Origin of the sequence: Streptosporangium sp. NPDC049248 (genome assembly GCF_040678965.1) — a bacterium.
Classification (GTDB): domain Bacteria; phylum Actinomycetota; class Actinomycetes; order Streptosporangiales; family Streptosporangiaceae; genus Streptosporangium; species Streptosporangium fukuiense.
Genome location: NZ_JBFAQY010000038.1, coordinates 16416 through 39262 on the forward strand (window position 1 = coordinate 16416; position 22847 = coordinate 39262).

Genomic DNA, 22847 nt, shown 5'->3' on the forward strand with positions numbered 1-22847 from the left:
ATAGCCATCGGCTCTTTCACCGGCGGCCGGTGACGCGCTCACGAGCGGCCGCCGAGCTTGCTAAACACTCGCAGCAGCACATCACGATCGACACGATGCTGCTCCGCTCGCGATAGCGCCCGCACTGTATGCAAAGTGATCTTCGCCCAGGAACGAAAGTTGCCATGCGCCGCTTTGTCATCAACGAACTCAATATCGACAGGATCCGCATCCTCCCAAATGGGATGAAACGCAGGGATCACGGAGTAGACCTGATCGAGGCTCATACGGCGAAACTCCTGCCATATGTAAATACGAGATGCCAGCATCGGCTCCCGCGACAATACTCTGTAACAATCTCCGCCTCCGACGAACACCACCGCCATATCGGTGTGTTTGTCATCCCACAGGTGCCGCCAGTATTCGAAGCACTCGGTCGACTGCCATTGAGCTTCATCGCAGATGAAAATACGGAACTCCTCGGCCAGCACTCCCTTAAGCAATCTATCGAACTCGGCCGGCCTGGAAGGGGGTTTTCCTACGATAGCTAAAGCGTCGAACAGCATACTGCGGATGTAACGCGGAGTCGGCCGGGCGCGAAACTGGATACGGTAGGACTGCTGCGGCGCGATGTCTCGCAACGAGGCGTTCACCGAAAAAGTTTTTCCCAGACCTGCATCACCGTGAATGCACATCATCGCCTTGGCCGCGATCACTTCTTCCAGATTTTCCCGAGTGATGCATAATGAATCGGTCGCCACAATGTTCGCGTCCGGCAGCCTGAGATACTGGTCGTCCCCGACTTTTCCGAGAGAACTTGTGTTTTGAGCAATAATCATGATGTAACCGCAAGCACGAGGGCGATCGGCCACAGTCGACCAACAGCTGAACGTAACCTAATCATGTCCGGTCTCCCTCGACTTGTTGATGCCTCCGACGAAGACCACCGCCATATCGGTGTTTTTGTCACTCCACAAATGCCGCCAGTATCCGAAACACTCGGGCGACTGCCACTGATTTTCATCGCAGATGAACATGCGGAATTCTTCGGCCAGCGCCCCAATAAGCAAGCTATCGAATTCGGCCGGCCTAGAAGGGCGCCTTCCCGCAATAGCCAAAGCGTCGAACAGCACACTGCGGATATAACGCGGAGTCGGCCGGCCGTGAAACGGGATGCGATGGAACTGCTGCGGTGTAATGCCTCGCGGCGAAGCGTTCACCGACAAAATCTTTTCTAGGCCCGAATCGTCATAAATGCACACCATCGCCTTGGCGGCGATCACCTCCTCCAGATTCTCGCGAGTGATACGTAATGAATCGGTCGCCACAATGCTCGCGTCCGGCAGCGTGAAGTAGTGGTTGTCCTTAGATTTTCCAAGAAAGCTCGCGCTCCGTGGAATGATCATGGCGTACTCGCAGATACCAAGGCAATCGACCGTAACTGGCTAAGAGCGGAACGTGACCTGATCATTCCTGGGTTCCCTCGATTGGTTGATGCTCCGTCACGGCGCTGGGAGGCTTCGGCAGCACCCATCCTGGCGGCAGCGGTGCAGGCGACGGGGGGTCGAAAATTGCTAGCCGGGTAAGATCCACCTCATCGAAGCGCTCTCTTTCGACCTGGGCTTCAAGCGCTGTGACCGTCCCTAGGATCTGCGGGGGATGTGCGGTCGTGACCGCAGCAAAGCGCATCCGGCGCAATTTCTCCGCCGCGCGCAAGTCGGTACGCCCTTGCCGGGTCACCTTGGCTCGAGCCCGATGCATGGCGGCGATCTGGTCACTGGTGGCTTGATCGGACAGGTAAGCCGATCCGAGGTAACGACCAGTCCGGTCCTCGAACACCTCCACCTCATGATCATGATGCGGTATCCAGCGCAGCCGCACTTTGAGACCCGCATGACCGGTCATCCAGTCAGCGACATAGAACTTCTTCTTCCACTGCACACCCTTGGTCGTGATCTTCCGGGCTCGCCCGTCGTCCTCCATGGTGAACATCCGAAGCTCCTCCGCCGGCACATCCGACAGCGGAGTGGGGTCGTCATACCACCCCTCGGCAGGAGTCTTTCCGGTTGTTGAAAGAACATGGTCGTTGTTCCACTTGTGCACCCAATCCAGCAACTGGTTAACAAAGGCCTCAAACGTCAGTGGCGGCTGGTCGGGGTCGATGACCTTGTTGTTGATCAGCTTCGGTCGACGCGTGTAGCGGGGAAGGGAGACAAACAGCATCTCCTCGGCTGCACCATTGATAGCCTCGACGGTCCCTTTGAGATAAGGGTGGTAGGCGGGCAAGTCCCCCACGGCTATCGCGAACCTGCCCAGTGCCGCCTGAACGGCATTCGACAGGAAGTCGTTCCCGCGATCAATTCGAATGAATCCGGGCAATCCACCGAATGGCGAATACGGCTCCGTCCGCAAGATTGCGCTACGCAGCGCCGCCAAAACCGCGTCCCTGCTCGGCGTACCGGCAGTGACGGCCACGCCACAGATCACGTCAGTCGCCACATCGATGAACCACGTCACCCATGCCTTGTACAACCGACCGTCTATGTCAACCTCGACGTGCGAATCCTTGTGGTCGGCCTCCCAGACAACATTGCGATAGAGCTCCTCGTTATCTTTTTTAGAACGCCGCAAGAAGACGTTGTAAGAACGAGCGGCCCGTTCCCCCTTACGAAGAGTGGCCCGATGCCCAGCAGAAAGATCACGACGTACCGCCCGGTGGAGTGTGGACATACTCGGCGCCGGCGATCCGCCCTGCTGTTCCATCTCAACCAACTCACGTCGCACGGCTGCGGCATTACCATTCCAGAAAGCCAGAAGGCTTCGGACCTCCTTGGTGACCTCGAACCGCCTTCGTCCCGCCTGCTCACCGCCGCAGCTCACACGAGCCGCTTCCAACCAGCGCCACACCGTACGGTCCGTCACCCCACAACAGGAGGCGACCAGCTCAACGTGCTTACCCGTCAGACTTCCCTGAGATTCGAGCTCCAGAAGACGGCGTACAACCACGGGGCGCAGATCACGCAAGGGTTCCGCGGGAAACGGTGAGGAACCACCGTTCTGTTCGGGTTCGAACAAGGTCATACCCTTTCCGCACAAACAAACTTCATGTCCAAAATAATCTTAACCGCAGACGGGCAGATAACTCTGGAATGCACATAAAGCTCAAGAAAGAATATTTTCATTCCTCTTTAGCGTCCAACGAGGCTGTCGATAGAATATTATCGACAAATTTTGCCGCACCACCCTCCCTTTCAACGTCATTTCGGTCCTTATGTACAAATAAGAGGTTGCAGAACTTTCGCCTTGATGCAGGGAATTAGTTCTTCGTCCCACTTCTCACGACTGAAGCGCGAGATCAAACTCGGAAAGTCGACACAAACACTTAAAGCAAGGGGGTGGTTTTCGCGAAACGCCACAGAATACGCAGCTTGCCAAGAGGGACCTGTCAACGCTGTCGACGCCACCCACCGAAGGGGATCAGACCAACGATGACGTGGCAGCCCGCACGCACCACCGCGGCGATCCCTCGACCAACATCTCTTCCAAGGGCACCATCTGGCCCGACGATCATCTCCGCTCACAGCCGCCATCTGCTTACACCGGCTACGGGTGTATCGGCCTCCATGTGCACCCTTGGTCGGCTACGTTAAGCCGATGATCGAGCCAGGGACGATCGAGCCCGTCGTGGTCGAGCCGGTGGTGAACCGGGAGAAGCTTCTTGAGCTATTGGCGCTGCAGGCGGAGTACCCCACGCTGGACTACAAGGATTCACCTGACCCTGCCAAAGAGGGGTGCGCGGCGGGTTCTTGTTTATCGGCGTCGATGGGCACGGCGCTCCCACCGCCGCGATGACGTCGGCACACAAGGTGCCCTTCGATGAGGCACGGCTGCGGCCGATGCTGCTGAGGTGGTTGCCTGACACGCTGGAAATCCGGACGCAGACCCATCAGGTCGACGGTCAACACGTTGTTCTCATCTACATCGCGCCGAACCCGGCAGGCTGCGCGTTCTTCCAGGCAGACGGCCAATACGGTCACGGTAAAGACGCCAAGACGGTATTTCGCCAAGGCGAGGTATTCTTCCGCGACGGAACCGAGAGCCGCCGCATGAGCCAGCGGGGCCTGGAACAGGTCATCGCCCAGCGCGTAAAGATCGAACAAACCCGATGGGAACGTGACCACGCAGCTGAGTACCGGCGACTGGTGCAGGAACTCAAAATCGGCAGCGCAGGCCAGCAGGTCACGCGCGGGCCGGCTGCCGAGTTCAACCTCGCTCTGGAACCCGAAGTCCTCACCGCCGCGGCGATCGAACTATTGCGGGCCAGAGACGACATTCCGCTGCGACTGCTGCTGAACAGCGCACCTGCCCGCGCTCGTCAACTGCTGCGGGCGGGCGACACCACCGAACTCACCCAGCTGGTGGAGCGACTGGCATGCCTGGCGGCGACCTTCCTCACCATCGAGCGTCAAGAGTGGTTCGATCGTACGACAGCAACCTTGACCTCGATCTATGACCTTCCGCTTGAACAGGTGGGTATCGGCCACAGCTACGTCTCTCAGCAGATCGCCGCGTTCTGGCTGATGATGACCGAGCATGTGCTCGGGCTGGGATCATTGGCCGTACGAGGGAGCAACTGGCCAGCGGTCAAGACGCTCGCCGCCCACCAGGTACCCATCGGCGGGAACAGCTACCGCACCTGGACCCGGCACACTCTCACCATGGCAGCCCGGGCGGGATCGTTGGAAACTCGGCAAGGCACTCAAGCGATCCGACTATCCCTGCTCAGCCTTGCTCGCGACATGGTTCGCCGACTCGGCTGTCTGCGACCGGAGGTCGAAGCCGAGGACGAGCGCATCCTGACTGGCCTCACCCAGTTCGACTTCCTGGTCTGCCTTGTGGGAATCGACATGGGCGGCGGCTACCACCCAAACTTCGCCCGGTTCGACACCCAGCGCACCAATCCCGCGGCCGAACGGCTACTGCGTGACCCTCGGATGCGGCAGGAAATCTTCCAGGGTGACGGCCCGCACCTGGCAAAGGAGCTCCACGAGATCGACCTCGCCGCCCAGAACGAAGGATTCTCCTACGACGGGTGGGAGGGGTACACCACGCCGGTACAGAACTTCATCAGCGCCCAGCTGCGGTAGTGGGTGGGGCTCGTACACATATGACGCTGGACACACAACACCCTTCCAGCGATCAACTTCCCATACCGTGGCAGAACACACCGGTACAGCGCCTCGACCCCGTCCCGCTGGTTACCTGCGTGTCATCCTGCACGGTTCGCTCGCGCTCAGCAGCCTAATCGATATCACGCAGAGACGTCTCAGCCCGCATCGACGACGTCCCTACCTCTCCCCCGCTAACCTTGCCGTCTCCGGCCGTCACGGCGACGGTGACCGTGGCCCACGGAATAGCGTCTACTGACATCCGACGACGAACCGCTGCGATAAAGCAGATGTCCATAGGTCTTGACCTGCAGGTTTGCCACTTTATGTCAGTAGAAATCGTCACTGCATGTCATACGGAGATCGACGAAGCTTTTGATCGTTGTCCTAAACGATCTACCTTGAAGACTGAAACGGCCTCTGAGCTGGGCATTGACACGAAGTGACGATTTTGTACTGACACTTTTGTGACGACTCCCACCTGGAGCGCACAGACGACGATGACGGCATGACGCCGGGCCTTGACGGCAATGACGGTGCTGGGGTGGATGCCTCCCCCGATGAGCCGAGCCTGTCCGGGTTCGTGCTCGCTCGGCGCGCTCCGACCAACAGTGCGGCACGTATGGATGATGCTGTCGTTTTGGACGGGGTGCCGGTCGCCGGCGACCGTCGTTCAGCGGACGAGCAGGTGACCGAGGAGGCGGCACGGCTGATCGCGGCGGCCCCGGCGGCCAACACCACCCGCGCCTACGCCCGCATCTGGGCCGGCTACCTGTCCTGGTGCGCCGCCACCGGCCGCACCCCGCTGCCGGCCACCAGCGCCACCCTGGCCAGTTTCGTCGCCGAGCTGGCCGGGCGCGGCCTGGCCCCGGCCAGCATCGACCAGGCACTGGCCTGCGTATCGTCCGCGCACGGCAAGGCGGGCCTGCCCAGACCGCACACCACCGCCGCCCGCGACGCGCTGCGCGCCTACCGCCGCGACTGGAGCACCAAGCCGGGCAACACGATGCGCAAGGCCCCGCCGATCACCATCGACATCCTGCGCAGCCTCATCGAACACACCCCCGACGACACCCTCACCGGGATCCGGGACCGGGCCACGCTGGTGCTCGGCTTCGCCCTGATGGGCCGGCGCAGCGAGCTCGCCGCCATCGACTGCGAACACCTCACCTTCCCGCGCCAGGGACTGGAGGTGTTCATCCCGATGAGCAAGACCGACCAGGACGCCGCCGGGCAGACCGTCGCGGTCCCCTACGGCTCACACCTTGCCACCTGCCCGGTCCGCTCGGTGCAGGCCTGGCTGGCCATGCTGCACGAGTGCGGCATCACCACCGGGGCGCTGCTGCGGCCCATCGACCGCTTCGGCCGCATCGGCGGCACCCCCGGCTGGGCCGGCCGCGGCGGCCTGCGTCTATCGGGCGTCACACTGAACACCATCGTCAAGGACGCCGCCCTGCGCGCCGGCCTGGCCGACGCCGAACGCTACAGCGCACATGGCCTGCGCGCCGGCGGCGCCACCACCCTGGCCGATGCGAACGTGCCCACCGGCAAGATCGCCGAACAGGGCCGCTGGAAGCCCACCTCCCCCACCGTGCACGGCTACGTCCGCGCCGTCGACCGCTGGAAGGACAACCCCATGGGCAAAGCCGGCCTGTAGCGTCCCGCAACCGCTTCGATCAGGAGGAGGACTTCACTGTTTCGTATTGAGCTCATTCCGCCAAGAGTCCTCCTGCGTCCGTGTGAGAACTCCTGATCCGAAGATCAGACATTCCCTGGGCACGCGGCAGCGAACCTCATGGGGTGATGCGGAGCGGGGTCGTGCAGACGGTAGTGGTCAGGCGGCAGGTTCGAGAGTGACGCGGTAGCCGAGGGCTTCGAGCTCGCGGACGTGGTTGCGCTTCTTGCGGTCGGGATTGATGCGCCGAGCGTAGAAGTCGGCGCCCAGATCGATGAAGTGCGTATCGGGGTCGGATAGCAGGTGCCAGATGATGACCAGGATGGAGCGGCCGACCGCGACGATGGCCCGCTTCTTGCCCTTACGCCGGACGATCCGCCGGTAGCGCTCGCCCAGGAAGGTGTCGGTCCGGCCGACCACGACCGCGGCTTCGCCCAGAGTGCGGGCCAGATAGCGGTTGCCGTGCCCGGTGGCGTTCTTCCCCTTACGCTTGCCGGCCGACTCCTTGACTCCCGGCGCGAACTTCGCCCAGGAGGTCAGGTGCGCGGCGGTGGGAAACCGACTCATGTCCAAGCCGATCTCGGCGATGATCGCGTGCGCGGCGGTCAGGCCGATCCCTGGAACCTCATCCAGACGCTCGACAGCAGCAGTGAACGGCGAGATCTGCTGGGTGATCTTCTGATCCAGGGTGGCGATGTCGGAGTTGATGCCATCGACTCGGGCCAGCATCGTGGCCAGCAGGAACGCGTGGTGATCGGAGAAACGGCCGGTGAAGGCCTCCTCCAACGCGGGAATCTTGCCGCGCAGGCTGGAGCGCGCCAGCTGCGCCAGCGTCTTGGGACTACGCTCCCCGCGGATGAGGGCGGCCATCATCGCGCGGCCGGAGACACCGGAGATATCGGAGGCCACCACGCTCAGCTTGATCTGCGCGTCCTCCAGCAGCTTCTCCACCCGCTGCTTCTCGGCGGTGCGGGCTTGGACCAGGTCCACCCGGTAGCGGGTCAGATCCCGTAGTAGCCGGATCTCCGGGGGCGGTACGAAGCTGGGCCGCAGCATCTGACGTTCGGCGACCTTGGCCAGCCAGACCGCGTCCAGCTTGTCGGTCTTCGGGCGGCCGGGCAGGTGCTTGACGTCACGGGCGTTGACCAGCCACACCTCGAACCCGGCGGCCTCCAGCAGGTAGAACACCGGTTTCCAGTAATCGGAAGTGGCTTCCATCACCACTCGGGTGACGCCCAGGCAGCGCAGCCAATCGCTCATCGACAGCAGCGACCGCGTCATCGTGGTGTAAGTCTGCACCTCCTGCAGCCGTCTGCCGGCTTTCTTGTCGTCGGGGACGCGGGCGCAACACACCAGGGTGGCCTTGCCGACGTCGAGAGCGGCGACCCTTTCGATGATCTCTTCGGTGTCGTGGGTCTGGGCGAGCATCGGGCCTCCTTACCGCCGGGGACAGCGTGAGGGTGGTTACCCGCGGGAGCCGCAAGGGGACGGTAACGAATCTGATCCGCGTGCTCGAAGCAACAGTGAAAGGCCCACAGGCGCGGCTCCCGGCGTCCGACTAAAGCACGGCCTGAACGACCAAGGAGATACGACGTCAGCGAGCAACCACCCCGATTTTCAGGCCCGAACGGCCTCCTCCACCAGGGGGAGATTGGAGACTAAAGCTACGGCGAGCCGCAAAGTAGAACGAGACCAGGCGCCGGGTCAGGAGATTAGGCGCGTGGCCAGACCGTTAAGGCTCGTCGTGCTGACGCGCGAAATGAACGGTGATGTCGGCGATGATCTCGACCGTTTCCGGCAGAACCTTGATGATCTGGCTGAACACCTGCTCGCGCTCCGCGTCTGGCAAGACGAGATAAGCTGAGACGGTCGAGAGATGACCGATGTAGTCGTGAGCAGTCAGCGTCAAGCGGCGTTCGATCACGGCCTGCTGGACATCGGTGAACCACTCGGACCGTTGAAGCTCCGTGCCTGGCCACTGCATCTCCGCCTCCGGAGGCGTCCCGTCCGGAGAGGGAACGCCATCACTTGCCAGGAACGGTGATCGCACCGTGCAGACCGCCTGTTCCACAGCCGGGTCGGCCAGTTCGATCGGGCCGCCGAATGAGGCGAACACGCCGCCTGGCTCGACCAGCGAAGCCGCCCGTGACCACCGACCCTCCGGGTTCGTCCAGTGCAACGCCGCAGCCGCGTAGACCAAGCCGTACCTCTTTCCCGGCCGCAGGTCCTCGAACGCGGCTTGCACGGTCCTGACGTTCGCCGGCACGTGTCTGCGCAGCTCGGTGAGCATGGCCTCATCGGGCTCGGTCGCCGTTACAGCGATCCCTCGTTCAGCGAACAGGCGGGTGGCCTTGCCTGTCCCAGCGCCGATCTCCAGGGCGGTCCTGACCGGCCGGGCAGCGTAGGCCATCACCATGTCGAAGAGCTCCACGGGATACCCCGGCCGGAACCGTTCGTAGGCTTCCGCCATCGCTCCGAAGCTCAGCGCGCGACCAGACATGCCGAGCATGGTAGTCCCGAAAACGCTCGAATACGGGACGGTCGCGATCGCGGTCGAGAGGTCCAGGTCAGGGTGTCCCGAAAGCCGTCCTGAAACCCTGGCCTGAACATTGTGTTTCGGGACGGTTCCATGATGTAGCCCGTACCGCAGACGCCCGCGGCCTACACCAACACCGTCCGGCTCGGGTACGCCCGCGTCTCCGGACGTGCGCAAGATCATCAGATGCAGCTGGACGCGCTCGCTGCCGCCGGCTGCCGGGAGGTGATCGTGGAGACCGCGAGCACCGGGCCTTGAGCGACAACGGAACGGCCAGTGGCGTTAGCGAGTGGACTCGGGTGGAGTTGCCGCCATCCACCGTTCCGATGCGGGTCAGCGGAGTTTGCGGCGTGCGGCGGGGTCGGTGTCGGCGGTGACCTGGGCGGAGGTCTGTTCGCCGAGGTGGACGTAACGGCCGAGGCTGGCGAGGTGCTGATGGCGGGATTTGGCTTGGAGCTCGGGAGCGGTGCGGCCGTCGGCGGCCAGATGCTGGAGTGCGCTGTGTCGTAGTTGGTGGAGCGTCCAGCCGTTCTTGTGCGGATCGAGGGCGGCGGTCGCCATCTTGAAGAGGTGCTCGGCGCGCGGGTAGGACAATCGGCCGCGTCCGGTCTTGGGGCAGATGTCGGCGGCTGCCGGGGTGCGTGGCCCGGAGGTGGGGGCGCGTCGGTCGGCGAGGAAGACCGGGCCGCGGGTGCGGCCGCGCAGCAGTCGGGGCAGGAGACGGGCGATGCCGGTGGCCCAGTGGACGTACTCGATCGCGCCGCCCTTGGAGCGGACACGGCCGCGCCGGAACTCCAGGTCCAGGTCCTCGATGTTGAGGGACAGGAGTTCTTCGGCGCGGGCGGCGGTCTCATACAGCATCCGCCACAGCACTCGCTCGCGCAGGCGGTGCCGGTCGTCGGTGAACAGCTTGTCCAGGCGGGCGCGCGGGATCGAGCGGTCGCCGCGCCGGGCGCTCTTGCGGCGCTCCAGGCGGCGAGCGGGATTGGTGGTGAGGATCTCCTGACGTCCGGCCCAGGTCGTGAAGGAGGTGAGCGCGGACAGGTGCCGGTTCCAGGTCGCGGCCGCGGCGCCGGCCCACCGCTCCATCACCGCGGCGTAGTCGTCGGGCGCGAGCGCGCCGGCGGGTCGATCCCCGGCGAGTGCGGTGAGCCGGGCGAGGGTCTCGGCGTAGCTGGCTCGGGTCGTGGCGGTCTGGACGGAGTCGAGGTAGCGGTCAATGGCGGCCGCGACGCTCTCGCCGCCGAGGGTCTCGGCGGGCGGGGCGGGCAACGGCACAACCGTCACGAGAGGCTTCCTGCGCTGATGTGACACATAACGTTGCCGAGTCGGGGCTGGCTCGGTCTCCGGCGAGCTGGGCGTCTGTTCGGCTCGCGAGGTCAGTGTGACAGGTAATGCAAATTCTATGTCACAGCGCCGAGGTCCGCTGCCCGATCGACGAGGCGCTCGACTCCCCGTCAAATCGCGTGCAGCGATTGCGCCGTCACGTTATGTGTTATCAGGGTGGTGGGGCGGTCACCAGGCCGGAGGAGGCTGGCGGCCGCGATTCGTGGGGCGGGCCCTCGCCTGTGTGCTGCGGGTGGACGAGGGCCACCGCCTCCGATGCCGCTGCGCGCCACTGCGTGCTCCTTGGTCCGGCACCCCTGGCCGGCCTGCTCGGCGGCCTACCGGCGTGTATCGGCCGTAGGTAGGTCCAGCGGTTCGGGCCTGGCGCTGGGCGCGGGCGCGTCGGCGACGCGGAAGACCGTGAGGATCTCCCCGATCTGGTGGTCGCGTTCCAAGGGGTGGCGCAGGGGCAGGGACGGGTTGAGCTGGTAGCGGTTGCGCCGCCCTTCGCGGGTGGCGGTGAGGTATCCGGCGGCGACCAGGTCGGCCACGATGCGTTGCGCGGCGCGTTCGGTGATGCCGACGTCGACGGCGATCTCGCGGACGCGGATGCCGGGGTCGCGGGCGATGCACACCAGGACGTGGGCGTGGTTGGTCAGGAATGTCCAGTCGGATACCACAGTGGTCATCGTAAAAGCATGCTCCTCCTATCGCGAAATGGGAAACACGACATGGACACCCCCGATGGGCCGTGCCAATGCAGGGCATCGGTGGGGCGAGTCAGCGTCGCGTCAGCGGCGGGTGACCAGGGCGACGCCTTGATGGTCGACCAGGACGCCGGGGGTGGTGAAGGCGATCCAGCCGCCACGGGCCAAGACGAGTTCGATGAGTTCGTCGACGGCGTCGTCGATGACGTCGGGGTGGTCGATGTCGGTGGCCGGGGTGAGGGTGTCGCCGTCGTCGGACAGCCGGGCGGGATAGTACAGCGAGTCGTCCACCACGAGCATCTCCGGCCTGCGGGTGCGGGCGGCCTGCCAGGCGGCCGGCATGCCGGAGGTGACGCGGCCGGCCGCTGTGCGCTGCTGCAGCAGGGCCAGCGCCTCGTCTTGGCGGCGGTGCAGGTAGCCGTCCAGCACCGTGCGGATGCGGGTAGTCAGCTTGGCGGTCGGGGTGGCGGTGAGGTTGCCGGTGACGGTGCCTGCCAGTCGCTGGCAGTTGACCGACAGCCGCTTGAAGGCGGCGGCGGCGCGTTCGTCGCCGACGAGCACCAGCGGCGCTGGGTGCAGCCGCAGGTAGACGCCGAGGGCGGCGTCGACCTGGCGGTAGAAGTCCGAGGTGAGAGTTTCGCGGGTGGGCCGGTCGGCGCGGCCGCGGCTACGGCTGGCGGCGCGGGGGTCGGCTGACATCGGGAAGGCCGAGGTGAGGGCGGGTAGCAGGGTGTCGGCGGCGGCCTCCAGCAGCCGGGCGTGCCCGGTGTTGAGGGTCAGCACCAGGTGGCGTGGGGTGCGGTGCAGTGCGCGGATCAGATCGCGGGTGGCGAAGGTCGGGTCGACGACGGTGCGGTCGCGTACGCCGATCGGCAGCCGGATCAGCGCCCCGGTGCCGGCGCTGGCGTACACGGCCAGGCCAAGGCCGGTGGGGCCGTGCCGGGCCTGGTCGATCAGCCGGTGTAGGCGGCCGATCACCGGGTCGGCCACGGCGGGCTGCAGCTCGCTGCGCAGCCGCTGCACCGCCTCGGCGGCCAGCCCTTCCAGGCGCAGCGCGTCGGCGCGGGTGAGCTCGGCCGCGGGGTTGGTGCTCAGCAGCAGCGACACCGCGGGGTACTCGCGGACCTGTTGCAGGGCGGTGATCTGGGCTGGGGCGGGGATCATGCCGATGCCGGTGGTGGTGGTCATGGTCATGCCTCTTCCTCGTGGTCTGGGCTGTCGGTGGTGGCTGAGGGTTGCGGCACGTGCGTACCGAGCGCCGCTGTGCCCGCTGCTGTGATCGCCGCGTTGGCCGCCTGCGGGGGGAGTGGTGCCAGGCGGCCGGCCGGGTCGTGCAGCGGCGTGGCGGTGACGACGGCGACGGCGGCGAAGCGGTCGACCAGGCGTCGGATCGCGGCCAGCGGCAGGGCCGGGGTCATCGCCGGGGCCGGGCCGGCGCGGGTGGGCACGGCCACGATGGCGCGTAGCCAGGCCACCCCGGCCGCGGTCAGGATCGGGGTGAGGCGGTCGATGACAGCCAGGCTGTCGGCGTCCTGGCGGCGTGCCCGGACCTGGTGCAGTAGCGGGTTGAGGCTGAAGCCGGTGCCGGTGACCACGGTGGCCGCGATGACCAGGCTGCGGGTGCCTGTCGCCCAGGTGGCGGCGGTGTGGGCCACGGCCAGGTCGGCGGGGCCGCCGGTGAGAACGGCCAGGACCGGTCCGGTGCCCGGGAGGCGGCCGGTGACCTGATGGCAGTACACGCTGGCAGGGGCACTGGGGCCGGCGGGCTGGGCGGTCCGCTGGGTGGTCGGCTGGGTGATGGCGGGTGGATGGCGCATCGTGGTGCGTTCCTTCCTGCCCCCGGGGCGCTCGGTCCGGGGGTGTTTCGTGGGCCGGCGTTCAGGACGGGTCGTTGACGACGGTGGCGCGGTCGGCGGCCGCTGCACTGTCCGCATCGGCTTGCGGCGCGTGCGTGCCGGAGGCTGCAGGCGGGTGTGTGGCGGCAGCGCCGCCGCCTTCAACCTCGGTTTCGCCGCCGTTTCCGGCGGTGGCGTTTCCGGCGGTGGCGCGGGTGGCCAGCAGGCTCCAGACGATGGAGACGCCGATGGTGACGACGATGACCCCGAGCGTGACCGGGATGGGCAGTTTCCCGATCGGGGTCTCCGAGGCGATCAGCTTGATGCCGGCGAAGGCCAGCAGCAGGGCCAGGCCGTAGTGCAGGTGCACGAACCGGCGCAGCAGCCCGGCCAGGCAGAAGTACAGGCTGCGCAGCCCGAGGATGGCAAAGGCGTTGGCGGTCCAGACGATGAAGGTGCTGGTGGTGATCGCCAGGATCACGGCGACCGAGTCGATGGCGAAGATCAGGTCGGTCGCCTCGATGGCGATGAGCACCACGAACAGCAGGGTGGCCACCCGCTTGCCATCGATGCGGGCGAAGAAGCGGGCGCCGTGGTAACGGGGGTCGGTCGGTACGACGCGGCGCACCAGCCGTACCACCGGGTTGCGGTCCGGCGGGGGTTGCTGGTCGTGCCGGAAGGCCATCTTGTAGCCGGTGTAGATGAGGAACGCGCCGAACAGGTACGCCGTCCAGAAGAACGTCTCCAGCAGTTCGGCGCCGACGAAGATGAACACCAGCCGGAAGGCCAGCGCGCCGATGACGCCCCAGAACAGCACCTTGTGCTGGAGTGCGGCGGGGACTGCGAAGGTGGTGAAGATCAGCGCGAAGACAAACACGTTGTCGACCGACAACGCCTTTTCGATCAGGTAGCCGGCGAAGTAGGTACCGGCTACCTGCCCGCCCTGCCACGCCCACAAGATGGCGCCGAAGGCCAGGCCGGCGGCGATCCACACGCCCGACCAGATGGCCGCCTCACGAAAGCCGACGACGTGGTTGTCGCGGTGCAGGAACAGATCGATCGCGAGCATCACGGCCACCGCAAGCAGCACCGCGGCCCAGGCCCACCAGGCAACAGACAACGGAGAAGACCTCCTCGACCAGGCCGCCTCGCGCGTCGCGCGGCGGCACTCTTCGTGGTCGACGGTCTCCCCGGGCCACCCACGGACAGAAGCCGGGCGGCTGCACCACCGGGGCCTGGATGGGCCGGGCCCGTACTGACGGCGGTGCGGTGACTAGTCGGGTACTCCCCCTCGAACTACGCTCCAGTATTCACGACACGTATTTCGTGTGTCAAGGGTCAGGTATATCTAATTCGAGGCGCAGTTGCTCGACAGCGGGCCGACCGAGACTGGTCACACCCCAGTCCGCCATCTCAGAGGCATAGATCAGGCTGGGCGCCAGCCGCACCTGCACCACCCGTTTGGGGCTCATGACAGCGTTCTTACCGGCACCCCTACCAGGCGCACGCTGCGCGGGCCGCGCTCGCCTGGACCCAAGCCCGGCTGGTGAATTGATCACTTCGGCGCCGTGACGCCGGCCTGGACCCCAGGCAACCGATCAATCGTCACCCATGCCCCCGGCTAAGCCCACGGGGCTCGCCGGGGTTTCAGACCTCGTCTTCATCGTCATCGGGAGCATCAGGGTCGCGCAGCTCGCGGATCGCGCCGGGCGCCAGATCGGGCAGCACGAAGCTGTAGGCGCCGTGCACGCCCAGGTGCCGGTTGACGAACGGCGACAGCCGGGCCATGTCCTCCTCCTGGACCGGATAGCCCTGCGCGCGCAGTTGGCGAACCGCGGCATCCAGGTAGACCGTGGTCCACAACACGACGCAATTGAGGACAAGCCCGAGAACGCCGAGTTGGTTTTCCAGACCGCGCTCATAGCGGTGGTACAGCTCGCCCTTCTTGCCGTGGCAGATCTTGCGGGCCAGAGCGTGGCGGCCTTCCTGCAGGTTGCGAACGTGCTTGATGTCGCGGCGGTAGGTCTCATCCACGTCGATGTAGGCGAGAATGTGAAGACTCTTGAAGATCCGGCCGTAGGCGGCGATCGCCTCGCCGAGCGCGGTGGGGTGCCCGTCGCGCTGGAGCATGGTGACCACGTCGTAGGCGCGCACGGTGCCGGTGTAGATCGAGGCGACCACCCGCAGGATGTCCTCCCAGTTCCGGCGGACTTTCCGCAGGTCGATCCTTCCCCGGGCCAGAGCGTTGAGCGGGCCGTAGTCGGCTTCGGAACTGATCCGCCAGCCCTTCTGATCGGGCAGGTCCGCCAGCGCCGGCCGGTAGGAGATCCCCAGCAGTTCCAACAGCCCGAAGACCAGGTCGCTGTACGATCCGGTGTCGGAAACGACGATCTCGGGCAGTTCCCCGCCGTCCAGCCCGAAGATGACGTCGACCATGTGCAGGGAGTCGCGAACCGTTCCCGACACGACCTTCGCACCCCGCCCCATTCCACGATCGTTCATGGCATTCAACCAGGTCATACCGCGTTTGGAACCGAAGAACTTGCGGTTGGGGCGGGCGAACGCGGCCGGGACCGGGACGACGAACCGCATCCCGTCGACCGCGGCGACCAAGCCGCCGCCCCACGCCTGGGCCAGACTCAGCCCGCCCTGGCGGGCGACCAGCGGCACGTTCGCCACGCTCAGGGTCTCGGGCCGAAAACAGTTCTGGAACACGTTCGACAACCGTGAGCGCTCCAGGGCGGGCACGCCTTTCTTGGCGATGGCCGATACCCCACGTTCATCGAGTGCGCGGCCAAGCAAGCGGCGATCGAGGTCGGCAGATCGCTCAGCCGAGACCGGCCGCCGGAGGCGGCGGTGAACGCCTGTGCCAGCGACGGTTCCCACGACATCACCTCCAAGATCACCTCGGGTAGGTCGACGCGCGGCAGCATCGCCGTCGTGCGGTTGCGCAGGTCGACCAGCGACGGCGGCTCCTCCACCGCCTTCACCCCGGTCAGATGGATCTTCCCGACCTCATCGATGCGGACCTCGGTGTTGGTCGCCAGGCGCCCGCCGACCTCGGTGTAAGCAAAGTCCAGGGTGCGGGCGTGTTCGGCCAGCAAGGCGTCCGGGTCCTCCGGCAGGCCGAGCGTGGTCAGCACCTCACCCCGGATCGTCTGCCACTTCTCGCCTTCCAAGAGCTGGGCCTGGGGGTTACGCCACTTGGTGGAGGCCTCGGCGTAGATCTCACGGCGCTTGAGATGACGATAGAACTGCTCCAGCACGCAGAAGGTGTAGGCGTGCCGGTTCACCGCGCCCCCCTGGTGCGCGGGGTGGCCGAACACCAGGCGCTTCCAGGGACCGTTCACCACCGCGGGTTCGATCACCTTGGCCGGGATCAGCGGCGCCGCCAGGCGACTGCGGTAGGCCAGCACCTCCGGCAGCCTGCGCATCGCCGCCAGGATCGGGGCTCCCTCGGCGTTCGCACCGAACGCGATCACCACGGGCAAAAGCTTGAGGAACCCCGACACCGTGGTGTACCGGCCGACCAGCTCAGAGCGCCAGTCGTCGGGATCGACGGCATCGGCCGGCGGCACGTTCTCATTGACCAGCACCAACGCGGCCCGCAACTCCGCGCGGGAGATGACCGCCTCGATCGCCTCCCACACCTCCGACACCCGCGGCTCCTCATCCGGGCCGCCCCACCCCTCGGCCTCGAACAACGCCTCCACCGCCACCGCGAGCCGGGCCGAGGCCCTGGCGAGCTTCGGATGCTTGCGGACCTTGTCCTTGTCGGCCGCCGTGTGCGCCTTGTTCAGCAGCTCGGTGGCCATCAGCAGATCCAGCAGCTCCAGCGTGTCATCGACCGACTTGGCCTCCAAAAGCCGGACCGTGGCCAGCAGCGTCGCCAGCCGGCGGCCATCGCCGTGGCGGCGGATCAGCGAGGCGTCCGCACTCATCCCGTACTTGGCCAGCTCACCCAACCGGCGCGGCGGCACCTGCCCCTCCGCGCCCAGCGCGGCCAGGCCCAGCCCGGTGATCTCCGCGACCTGTTCGAGCGCCTTGATGAGCGTCGGCCCGCTACCACGCGGCGGCGGCCCCTTACGCCAACGTTCCAGGTCAGAGACCCGCGACCCTGGCGCCACCTCCAGCAGCTGATCCAGCACATACCGCTGGCCCGTCGACAGCAAGCCCTCCAGCACGCCCCACAACCGGTGCGTCGTGTCGTCACGGACCCTCGCCACCAGCCGCACCAACGTCGTCACCCCGGGCAGCAGCACCTTGCGCTCGCGCAGCCACCCCACCCCATCGGTGAAAATCGCCTTCGGCCCGTCTCCCGACGTCCAGGAACGGGCCGCCACCCATTCACCGAACTCCGCCTCGACCTTGGCGAACTCCTTCCACCCCCGCACCCGGCGGATCTCCCACTGATGATCGAACCGCGTCTTGATCCGCTCGGTGTACCTCTTCACCTGCGACGGATCAGCGATGCCGAGCTGTTCGGCCACGAAGTCCAGCACCTCGACCGGCACATCGAGGGGATCTTCTAAAAACGTCCCGAGCCACCGGATCGTCACCAGCTGGAGGGCGAAGCCGAGTTTCATGTGCTCGCCCCGGCGGAGCCCGATCAGCGCCAGGTCGTCCTCATCGAGGAGAAACACTCGATCCAGATCCGTCCGCGATGGCGGTCCGGCGTACCGGCCGTAGCTCGCCGCTTCAACATCAGTCAAGAACTCCACCGGCATACGCCGCAAAATAGGACCGACCCACCGGTAACCAACGCACAGTGATCAAACCGTTACAAGATCCCTGTCGGTCCGCCGTTCACCGACATTGGAACGGTGGATGGCGGCAACTCCGCCCGAGTCCGCTCGCTAACGCCACTGGCCGTTCCGTTGTCGCTCAAGGCCCGGGTCTTCGCGGATCCGCTCCAGGGCTTCACTGGTCATGTCCTGCAGGAGCGGACTCCGATTGACCAGCATCGCCTGGATCAAGACCGTGCGGAACTGGCCGACCGCTCCTGCGGTGGGATGGTAGCCCCACCCCTGCAAGGTGCCTGCGACCTGGTCGACGGAGTCCTCGACGACGTTCTTGCCGAAGATCCTCCAGGCCAGGGAACGGCGGTTGAAGTTGCCGATCCGGTGGAAGTCGGTGAAGTCACCGAGGAGATAGGCGAACGCTGCCACGTAGGGACGGATCGTCCCGTCGATCCAGCCAGGCCAGGCGGCCTCGAACTCGATGTGACCGGGCGCGATCAGCTCGAACCAGGTCTCGGCCGACCAGGCCCAAAAGGAGGTCTCCTCATCCAGGCACCGGCGCAGGACCAGGCCGATCGCGTCGGTGACCGCCCGGCGGTGCGCCGGGGTGTCCGGGCACCAGCCCATGACCGACCGGGCGTCGTCCAACGGCCGTAGGAGCCTGCCGATAACGCGCCACTGCGGCAGGTCAGGATCGTAGCCACGGCGCCGTCGGACCTGCCAGTCCAGTTCCCGCAGTGCTTGTAACTCTTACGCGGTCAGCTCGGCCCGGCGGTTGTAGCGGCTGACGTCGATGGGCCAAGGCCAGGCTCGACCGGCGACCGCCCCGACGGCAGCCGCGGAGGGTGGGGCCCTCACCCCGATGTGTGGACACCTTGAGTGCCGGATGATGAAGATCCGGAGACAAGGAAGTTCCACGTGGCGATGAAGTCGTATCCGCCGGAGTTCAAGGCGGACGCCGTCGCGTTGTACCTGTCTGACCCGGCGCGGACGTACGCGTCGGTGGCCCGGGACCTGGGCATCAACCGCGAGACCCTGCGCCTATGGGTGAAGGAGGCTCGTGCGGCCGGCATCGCCGGGGCGAAGAAAAAGGGCCCGGCCAAGAGAGCGGCGAGTGGTCCGTTATCGTCCGACGACGTGCTGGGAGAGGAGAACAAGCAGCTCAAGGTCCGGATCCGGGAGCTGGAGACAGAGCGCGACATCCTGCGCCGGGCGGCCAAGTATTTCGCGGGCGAGACGAACTGGTGAGGACCCGTCAATTAACTACTGCCCGAGTTGATGTTGGTTTCGTAGGCGGTGATCTCGTTTTGGAGGGCCTCGATCGAGCGGGGCGGGCGGGTCCGGCGGCGGGGCTGGGCGAGGATTGCGGCCAGGTCGGGGGAGGCGAAGCCCAGCAGGGGCCTGGTCCGGTGGGCGTGGTAGCTGAGGGTGTTGCGGTCTCGGCCGAGTAGCCGGGCGGCCAGGGTGAGCGTGACGGTGTTGCGGTGGCTTAGCACCGCGGCCAGGACGCGGTGCTGGTGGTCGAGGAACCCGAACCCGGGGTTGTATCCGCGCCGGTTGATGCCCTTGCGTTTCTCACGTTCGGCCTCGGCCAGGGTCTGGCGCCAGGGCTCGAGTTCGGTCACGAGCCGGTCGAACTGGTCGCGGGACATGCCGGTCAGAGCGGGGTGGGTGAGCAGGTAAGTGCCCTCAGCCGGGATCGGGGGCGCCTTCGCCTGTTGCGGCTCGGCTGGTGGCGCCGTGCTGGGATCGTAGGGCGCGATCGTGTAGTTCCACTCGCCGTGGAAGTCGTCACGCTGAACGCGCTGCAGGAGTACCTGGCGCTGCTCCTTGGTGAGGGTGCGGCCGGTGGGGTAGTCGCCCTCGTCCAGGACGGCGCTGACGGTCAGGCCGGTACTGGTGCGGGTTGCCGAGATGCTCTGCAGCAGCACCTCATAGCTGGTCAGGGGCCGTCCGCGCAGGCTGTGGGTGATGCGGGAGAACAAGCGGTGCTCGACCTTGTTCCACTTCGATGTCCCGGGCGGAAAGTGCAGCACGGTGACGGCCAGCCCGCATTCGTCGGCGAAGTCGGCCAGGTCGTTCTTGAACAGGTGGGAGTCAGCAGAGTTCGCCCCTCCGGAATCGGCGGTGATCAAAAGCCGAGTCGCGTCCGGGTAGCCATCTCGGCCTTGCTGGTTCCACCAGCGGCGGATCGACTCCACCGCGAACGCCGCGGTGTTGCGGTCGGTGCCCACATTCACCCAGCCGACGTCTTGGCCCAGGTCATAGACGCCATAGGGGATCGCGACCGGGGTATCAGCGAAGGTGAAGTCGTGATCTGGGGCCGTGATCGGGTTCCCCTTCGGCCGGTAGGTGCGGCCGGCCCGGGCGAAGTCACCGATCGGCTCCTTCTTCTTGGCGTCCACGCTCACCACCGGCAAGCCCTCAGCCAGAAACTGCTCGACCTTGGTGTTGATGTGCTGGAACTGGGCATCGCGGTCAGGAACCTGGCTGCCGGCACGCTTCTTGGCCATGCCCTGGAGACTGAATCCCATCGAGCGCAGCAGATCGCCTACCGCCGGGGCGCTGATCGAATGGCCCGCCTCGGTCAACTCTCCGGCCAGGTCCCGCAGTGAGGCAGTGGTCCAGCGCAGCGGAGAAACCGGATCACCGACCTCCCGCGGCTCGATCAACGCCTCGAGCGCCGGAACCAGACCAGGATCCCGCTCAGCAGCCGACTTACGTCCACCACCAGGACGGCGCACCCGTCTCAACACCGGCGCACCGCCCGCGAGCTCGAGACGTCCCCGCGTGATGGTCGACTCCGATACTTCTGCCAGCCTGGCCACCACCGCGATCCCGCCATGCCCGAGCGCATCCGCCTCAGCAGCCAGATACAAACGGCGCTGCCGCTCGTCCAGATGCGGAAGCACAGCCGCGAACTTCACATCCAGGACCGCCAAGCCCGTCTCCGACATCGCCATGGAAAGCCAGTTAGCACACCACTCACTGAAGTCGCACCGAAACCAGCAGTAATTGTCTTACAGGTCCTGAGCCGCTTCGAGTTCGTTGCCGACCACGTGGGCGCCTTCGGCGTGAAGCGGCTGTGCCGGGTGCTGGGACTATCGCGCTCCGGCTTTTACCGATGGCTCAAGGCCGCGCCCGCCCGGGCGGCACGCGCCGCGGCCGATGCCGCGCTCGCGCAGGAGATCAAGCAGATTCACCAGGAGTTCGACGGCACCTACGGCAGCCCGCGCGTCACCGCCGAACTGCGCGGTAAAGGCCGCAACGTCAACCACAAGCGTGTCGCACGCCTCATGCGTCGCTTCGGTATCGTCGGGCTGCACCTGCGCAAGAAGGTGCGCACCACCGTGCCCGAGCCGTCCCATCAGAAGGTGCCAGACCTGATCAAGCGGGACTTCGCCGCGCCCGCACCCAATCGGCGCTATGTCTGCCCGTCGGCGAGGGCGGGTTCTTGTACTTGGCGACCGTGCTGGACCTGCATTCACGCCGCTTGGCAGGCTGGTCGATCGCCGATCACATGCGCACCGAGCTGGTGACCGACGCGCTGCGCGCGGCCGCCGCGACGCGGGGCAGCCTGCACGGCGCGATCTTCCATGCCGATCACGGGACCCAGTACACCTCCGCCGAGTTCGCCGAGGTCTGCACCGAGCTCGGCGTGCGCCGATCCATGGGAGCCATCGGCACCAGCGCCGACAACGCCGCGGCAGAGGCATTCAACGCCACTTTGAAACGCGAGACGCTGCAGGGCGCCAAGCGCTGGCCCTCAGCGCGCGAGGCCCGCCTGGCCGTCTTCACGTGGATCACCAGATACAACACCCGCAGGAGGCATTCCACCCTCGGCTACCTCAGCCCGATCGACTACGAGCAGCAGACCCCCGATAAGGTGCTGCTCGCCGCATAACAACCGGTGTCCACACTTCGGGGCGGGCCCCCCTGAACCTTTTTCATCCCCTGGTGGCGAACTGCTGGTCACAGCATGACCGCAAGGCCGGTATTCGCCTGACGACTTAGAGAAACCCCTGTTAGACGGGTTGATCGCCGCAATCATGTCCGTTGCAACCAGGGGCTTCGCATGCTGTTCTATCGTGCTGCTGTCGACGTGTCGCGTTCAACGCTGAACTACGTCGCCGGCCTGATCCGCCGGCACCACAAGGCGATCGGGTCGGCCTGGCGGCGGCTCAACCCCGAACAACAGGCTCTGCTGGTGCTGGTCTACCTGCGCAAGGGCGAGACGTTCGTCGAACTCGGCGCAGGGTTCGGGGTGTCGACAGCGACCGCGTGGCGGTACGTGGAGGAGACGGTGGCGTTGCTGTCGGCGCGCTCGCCCAAGCTCGGCCAGGCGTTGCGCAAGGCCCAGCGGAACGGGTTGCACTACCTGGTACTGGACGGCACGCTGATCCGCACTGACCGGATCAGGACCGACCGTACTTCTCCGGCAAGCACCGCGTACATGGAATGAACGTGCAGGTCATCGCCTCGCCGGACGGGACGATCCTGTGGACCTCTGGAGCCTTGCCGGGCAAGGCACGTGATCTGGCGCCGCCCGCATCTGGGGCATCCTGCGTGCGCTGGAGCAGGCTGGAATCATCACCCTGGCAGACAAGGCGTATCAGGGAGCTGAGGGCCCGGTCGCCACGCCGTACAAGGGCAAGGACAAGCCCGCGTCGCAGAAACAGGCCAACCGCTCCCACGCCAAGCTCCGCGGACCCGGCGAACGCGCCAACGCCCAGCTGAAGAGCTGGAAGATCCTCCGTAAGCTACGCTGCAGCCCTGGCAAGGCCGGCCACCTGTGCAAGGCCATCGCCGTCCTTCAAAACCACCGCGTCGCACAGCCCGCCTGAGGATGAAAAGGTTCATTGTGTCGGTCGGCGCTGCGAGC

General features: G+C 65.9%; 17 protein-coding genes and 3 pseudogenes. 6 read left to right on the forward strand and 14 right to left on the reverse strand.

Annotation, left to right across the window (positions count from 1 at the left end; all coding sequences use genetic code 11):
- Positions 1–38: 38 nt before the first annotated feature.
- The 3 genes from AB0K21_RS40375 to AB0K21_RS40385 all read right to left on the reverse strand — a co-directional run bounded on the left by AB0K21_RS40375 (position 39) and on the right by AB0K21_RS40385 (position 3060).
- Entirely contained in the window at positions 39–818 is a 780-nt protein-coding gene (locus AB0K21_RS40375) for an ATP-binding protein (RefSeq protein WP_364157757.1), read from the reverse strand.
- Between the two features lie 57 nt (positions 819–875).
- Positions 876–1385 carry an ATP-binding protein gene (locus AB0K21_RS40380; RefSeq protein WP_364157760.1) on the reverse strand — a complete coding sequence of 170 codons (510 nt, stop codon included), beginning with the start codon at positions 1383–1385 and terminating at the stop codon, positions 876–878.
- 61 nt (positions 1386–1446) lie between these two features.
- Positions 1447–3060, reverse strand: coding sequence for a transposase (locus AB0K21_RS40385; protein WP_364157763.1), 1614 nt, complete (start codon positions 3058–3060; stop codon positions 1447–1449).
- Between the two features lie 573 nt (positions 3061–3633).
- Between AB0K21_RS40385 and AB0K21_RS40390 the strand changes: the two genes are divergently transcribed.
- From AB0K21_RS40390 to AB0K21_RS40400, 3 genes are all read left to right on the forward strand, one after another.
- Positions 3634–3831: a hypothetical protein gene (locus AB0K21_RS40390; protein ID WP_364157766.1), complete on the forward strand. Its 198-nt coding sequence runs from the start codon at positions 3634–3636 to the stop codon at positions 3829–3831.
- The gene (locus AB0K21_RS40395; protein WP_364157769.1) at positions 3828–5126 is read left to right on the forward strand and encodes a hypothetical protein; all 1299 of its coding nucleotides are present in this window, start codon (positions 3828–3830) and stop codon (positions 5124–5126) included. Before AB0K21_RS40390 ends, AB0K21_RS40395 begins: the two co-directional genes overlap by 4 nt.
- 643 nt (positions 5127–5769) lie before the next feature.
- Positions 5770–6804, forward strand: a complete 1035-nt coding sequence (locus AB0K21_RS40400; protein WP_364157771.1) for a tyrosine-type recombinase/integrase — start codon at positions 5770–5772, stop codon at positions 6802–6804.
- Positions 6805–6981: 177 nt separating this feature from the next.
- On the opposite strand, the gene AB0K21_RS40405 is transcribed toward AB0K21_RS40400, so the two are convergent.
- The 10 genes from AB0K21_RS40405 to AB0K21_RS40450 all read right to left on the reverse strand — a co-directional run bounded on the left by AB0K21_RS40405 (position 6982) and on the right by AB0K21_RS40450 (position 18613).
- Positions 6982–8250: an IS110 family transposase gene (locus AB0K21_RS40405; RefSeq protein WP_364157774.1), complete on the reverse strand. Its 1269-nt coding sequence runs from the start codon at positions 8248–8250 to the stop codon at positions 6982–6984.
- Between the two features lie 304 nt (positions 8251–8554).
- Positions 8555–9322 (reverse strand): class I SAM-dependent methyltransferase, encoded by a 768-nt coding sequence (locus AB0K21_RS40410; RefSeq protein WP_343971225.1) that lies wholly within the window; start codon positions 9320–9322, stop codon positions 8555–8557.
- A gap of 369 nt (positions 9323–9691) precedes the next feature.
- On the reverse strand, positions 9692–10645 hold the full coding sequence (locus AB0K21_RS40415) for a tyrosine-type recombinase/integrase (RefSeq protein ID WP_343971222.1): 954 nt from the start codon (positions 10643–10645) through the stop codon (positions 9692–9694).
- A 377-nt stretch (positions 10646–11022) separates the two neighbouring features.
- A complete protein-coding gene (locus AB0K21_RS40420; RefSeq protein ID WP_343971219.1) occupies positions 11023–11373 on the reverse strand; it encodes a winged helix-turn-helix domain-containing protein in 351 nt (116 codons plus the stop codon).
- A 102-nt stretch (positions 11374–11475) separates the two neighbouring features.
- Positions 11476–12585 (reverse strand): hypothetical protein, encoded by a 1110-nt coding sequence (locus AB0K21_RS40425; RefSeq protein WP_364157779.1) that lies wholly within the window; start codon positions 12583–12585, stop codon positions 11476–11478.
- Positions 12582–13208, reverse strand: a complete 627-nt coding sequence (locus AB0K21_RS40430; protein ID WP_343971213.1) for a hypothetical protein — start codon at positions 13206–13208, stop codon at positions 12582–12584. The genes AB0K21_RS40425 and AB0K21_RS40430 overlap by 4 nt, the downstream gene beginning before the upstream one ends.
- A 61-nt stretch (positions 13209–13269) precedes the next feature.
- Positions 13270–14346, reverse strand: coding sequence for a TerC family protein (locus AB0K21_RS40435; RefSeq protein WP_364157782.1), 1077 nt, complete (start codon positions 14344–14346; stop codon positions 13270–13272).
- A 527-nt stretch (positions 14347–14873) separates the two neighbouring features.
- Complete coding sequence (locus AB0K21_RS40440) at positions 14874–15974, reverse strand: Tn3 family transposase (protein ID WP_364157784.1); 1101 nt, start codon at positions 15972–15974, stop codon at positions 14874–14876.
- Positions 15908–17953, reverse strand: coding sequence for a DUF4158 domain-containing protein (locus tag AB0K21_RS40445; RefSeq protein WP_364157786.1), 2046 nt, complete (start codon positions 17951–17953; stop codon positions 15908–15910). The genes AB0K21_RS40440 and AB0K21_RS40445 overlap by 67 nt, the downstream gene beginning before the upstream one ends.
- Positions 17954–18082: 129 nt before the next feature.
- On the reverse strand, positions 18083–18613 hold the full coding sequence (locus tag AB0K21_RS40450; RefSeq protein ID WP_343971204.1) for a hypothetical protein: 531 nt from the start codon (positions 18611–18613) through the stop codon (positions 18083–18085).
- Between the two features lie 270 nt (positions 18614–18883).
- Between AB0K21_RS40450 and AB0K21_RS40455 the strand changes: the two are divergent.
- Positions 18884–19212: pseudogene (locus AB0K21_RS40455) on the forward strand (transposase); the annotation flags it as partial.
- A gap of 12 nt (positions 19213–19224) precedes the next feature.
- Here AB0K21_RS40455 and AB0K21_RS40460 read toward each other — a convergent pair.
- Complete coding sequence (locus AB0K21_RS40460) at positions 19225–20922, reverse strand: ISAzo13 family transposase (protein ID WP_364157851.1); 1698 nt, start codon at positions 20920–20922, stop codon at positions 19225–19227.
- A gap of 66 nt (positions 20923–20988) precedes the next feature.
- Here AB0K21_RS40460 and AB0K21_RS40465 point away from each other — a divergent pair.
- Positions 20989–21869: pseudogene (locus AB0K21_RS40465) on the forward strand (IS3 family transposase); the annotation flags it as partial.
- Between the two features lie 171 nt (positions 21870–22040).
- A pseudogene (locus AB0K21_RS40470) lies at positions 22041–22809 on the forward strand (transposase family protein).
- Positions 22810–22847: the final 38 nt, after the last annotated feature.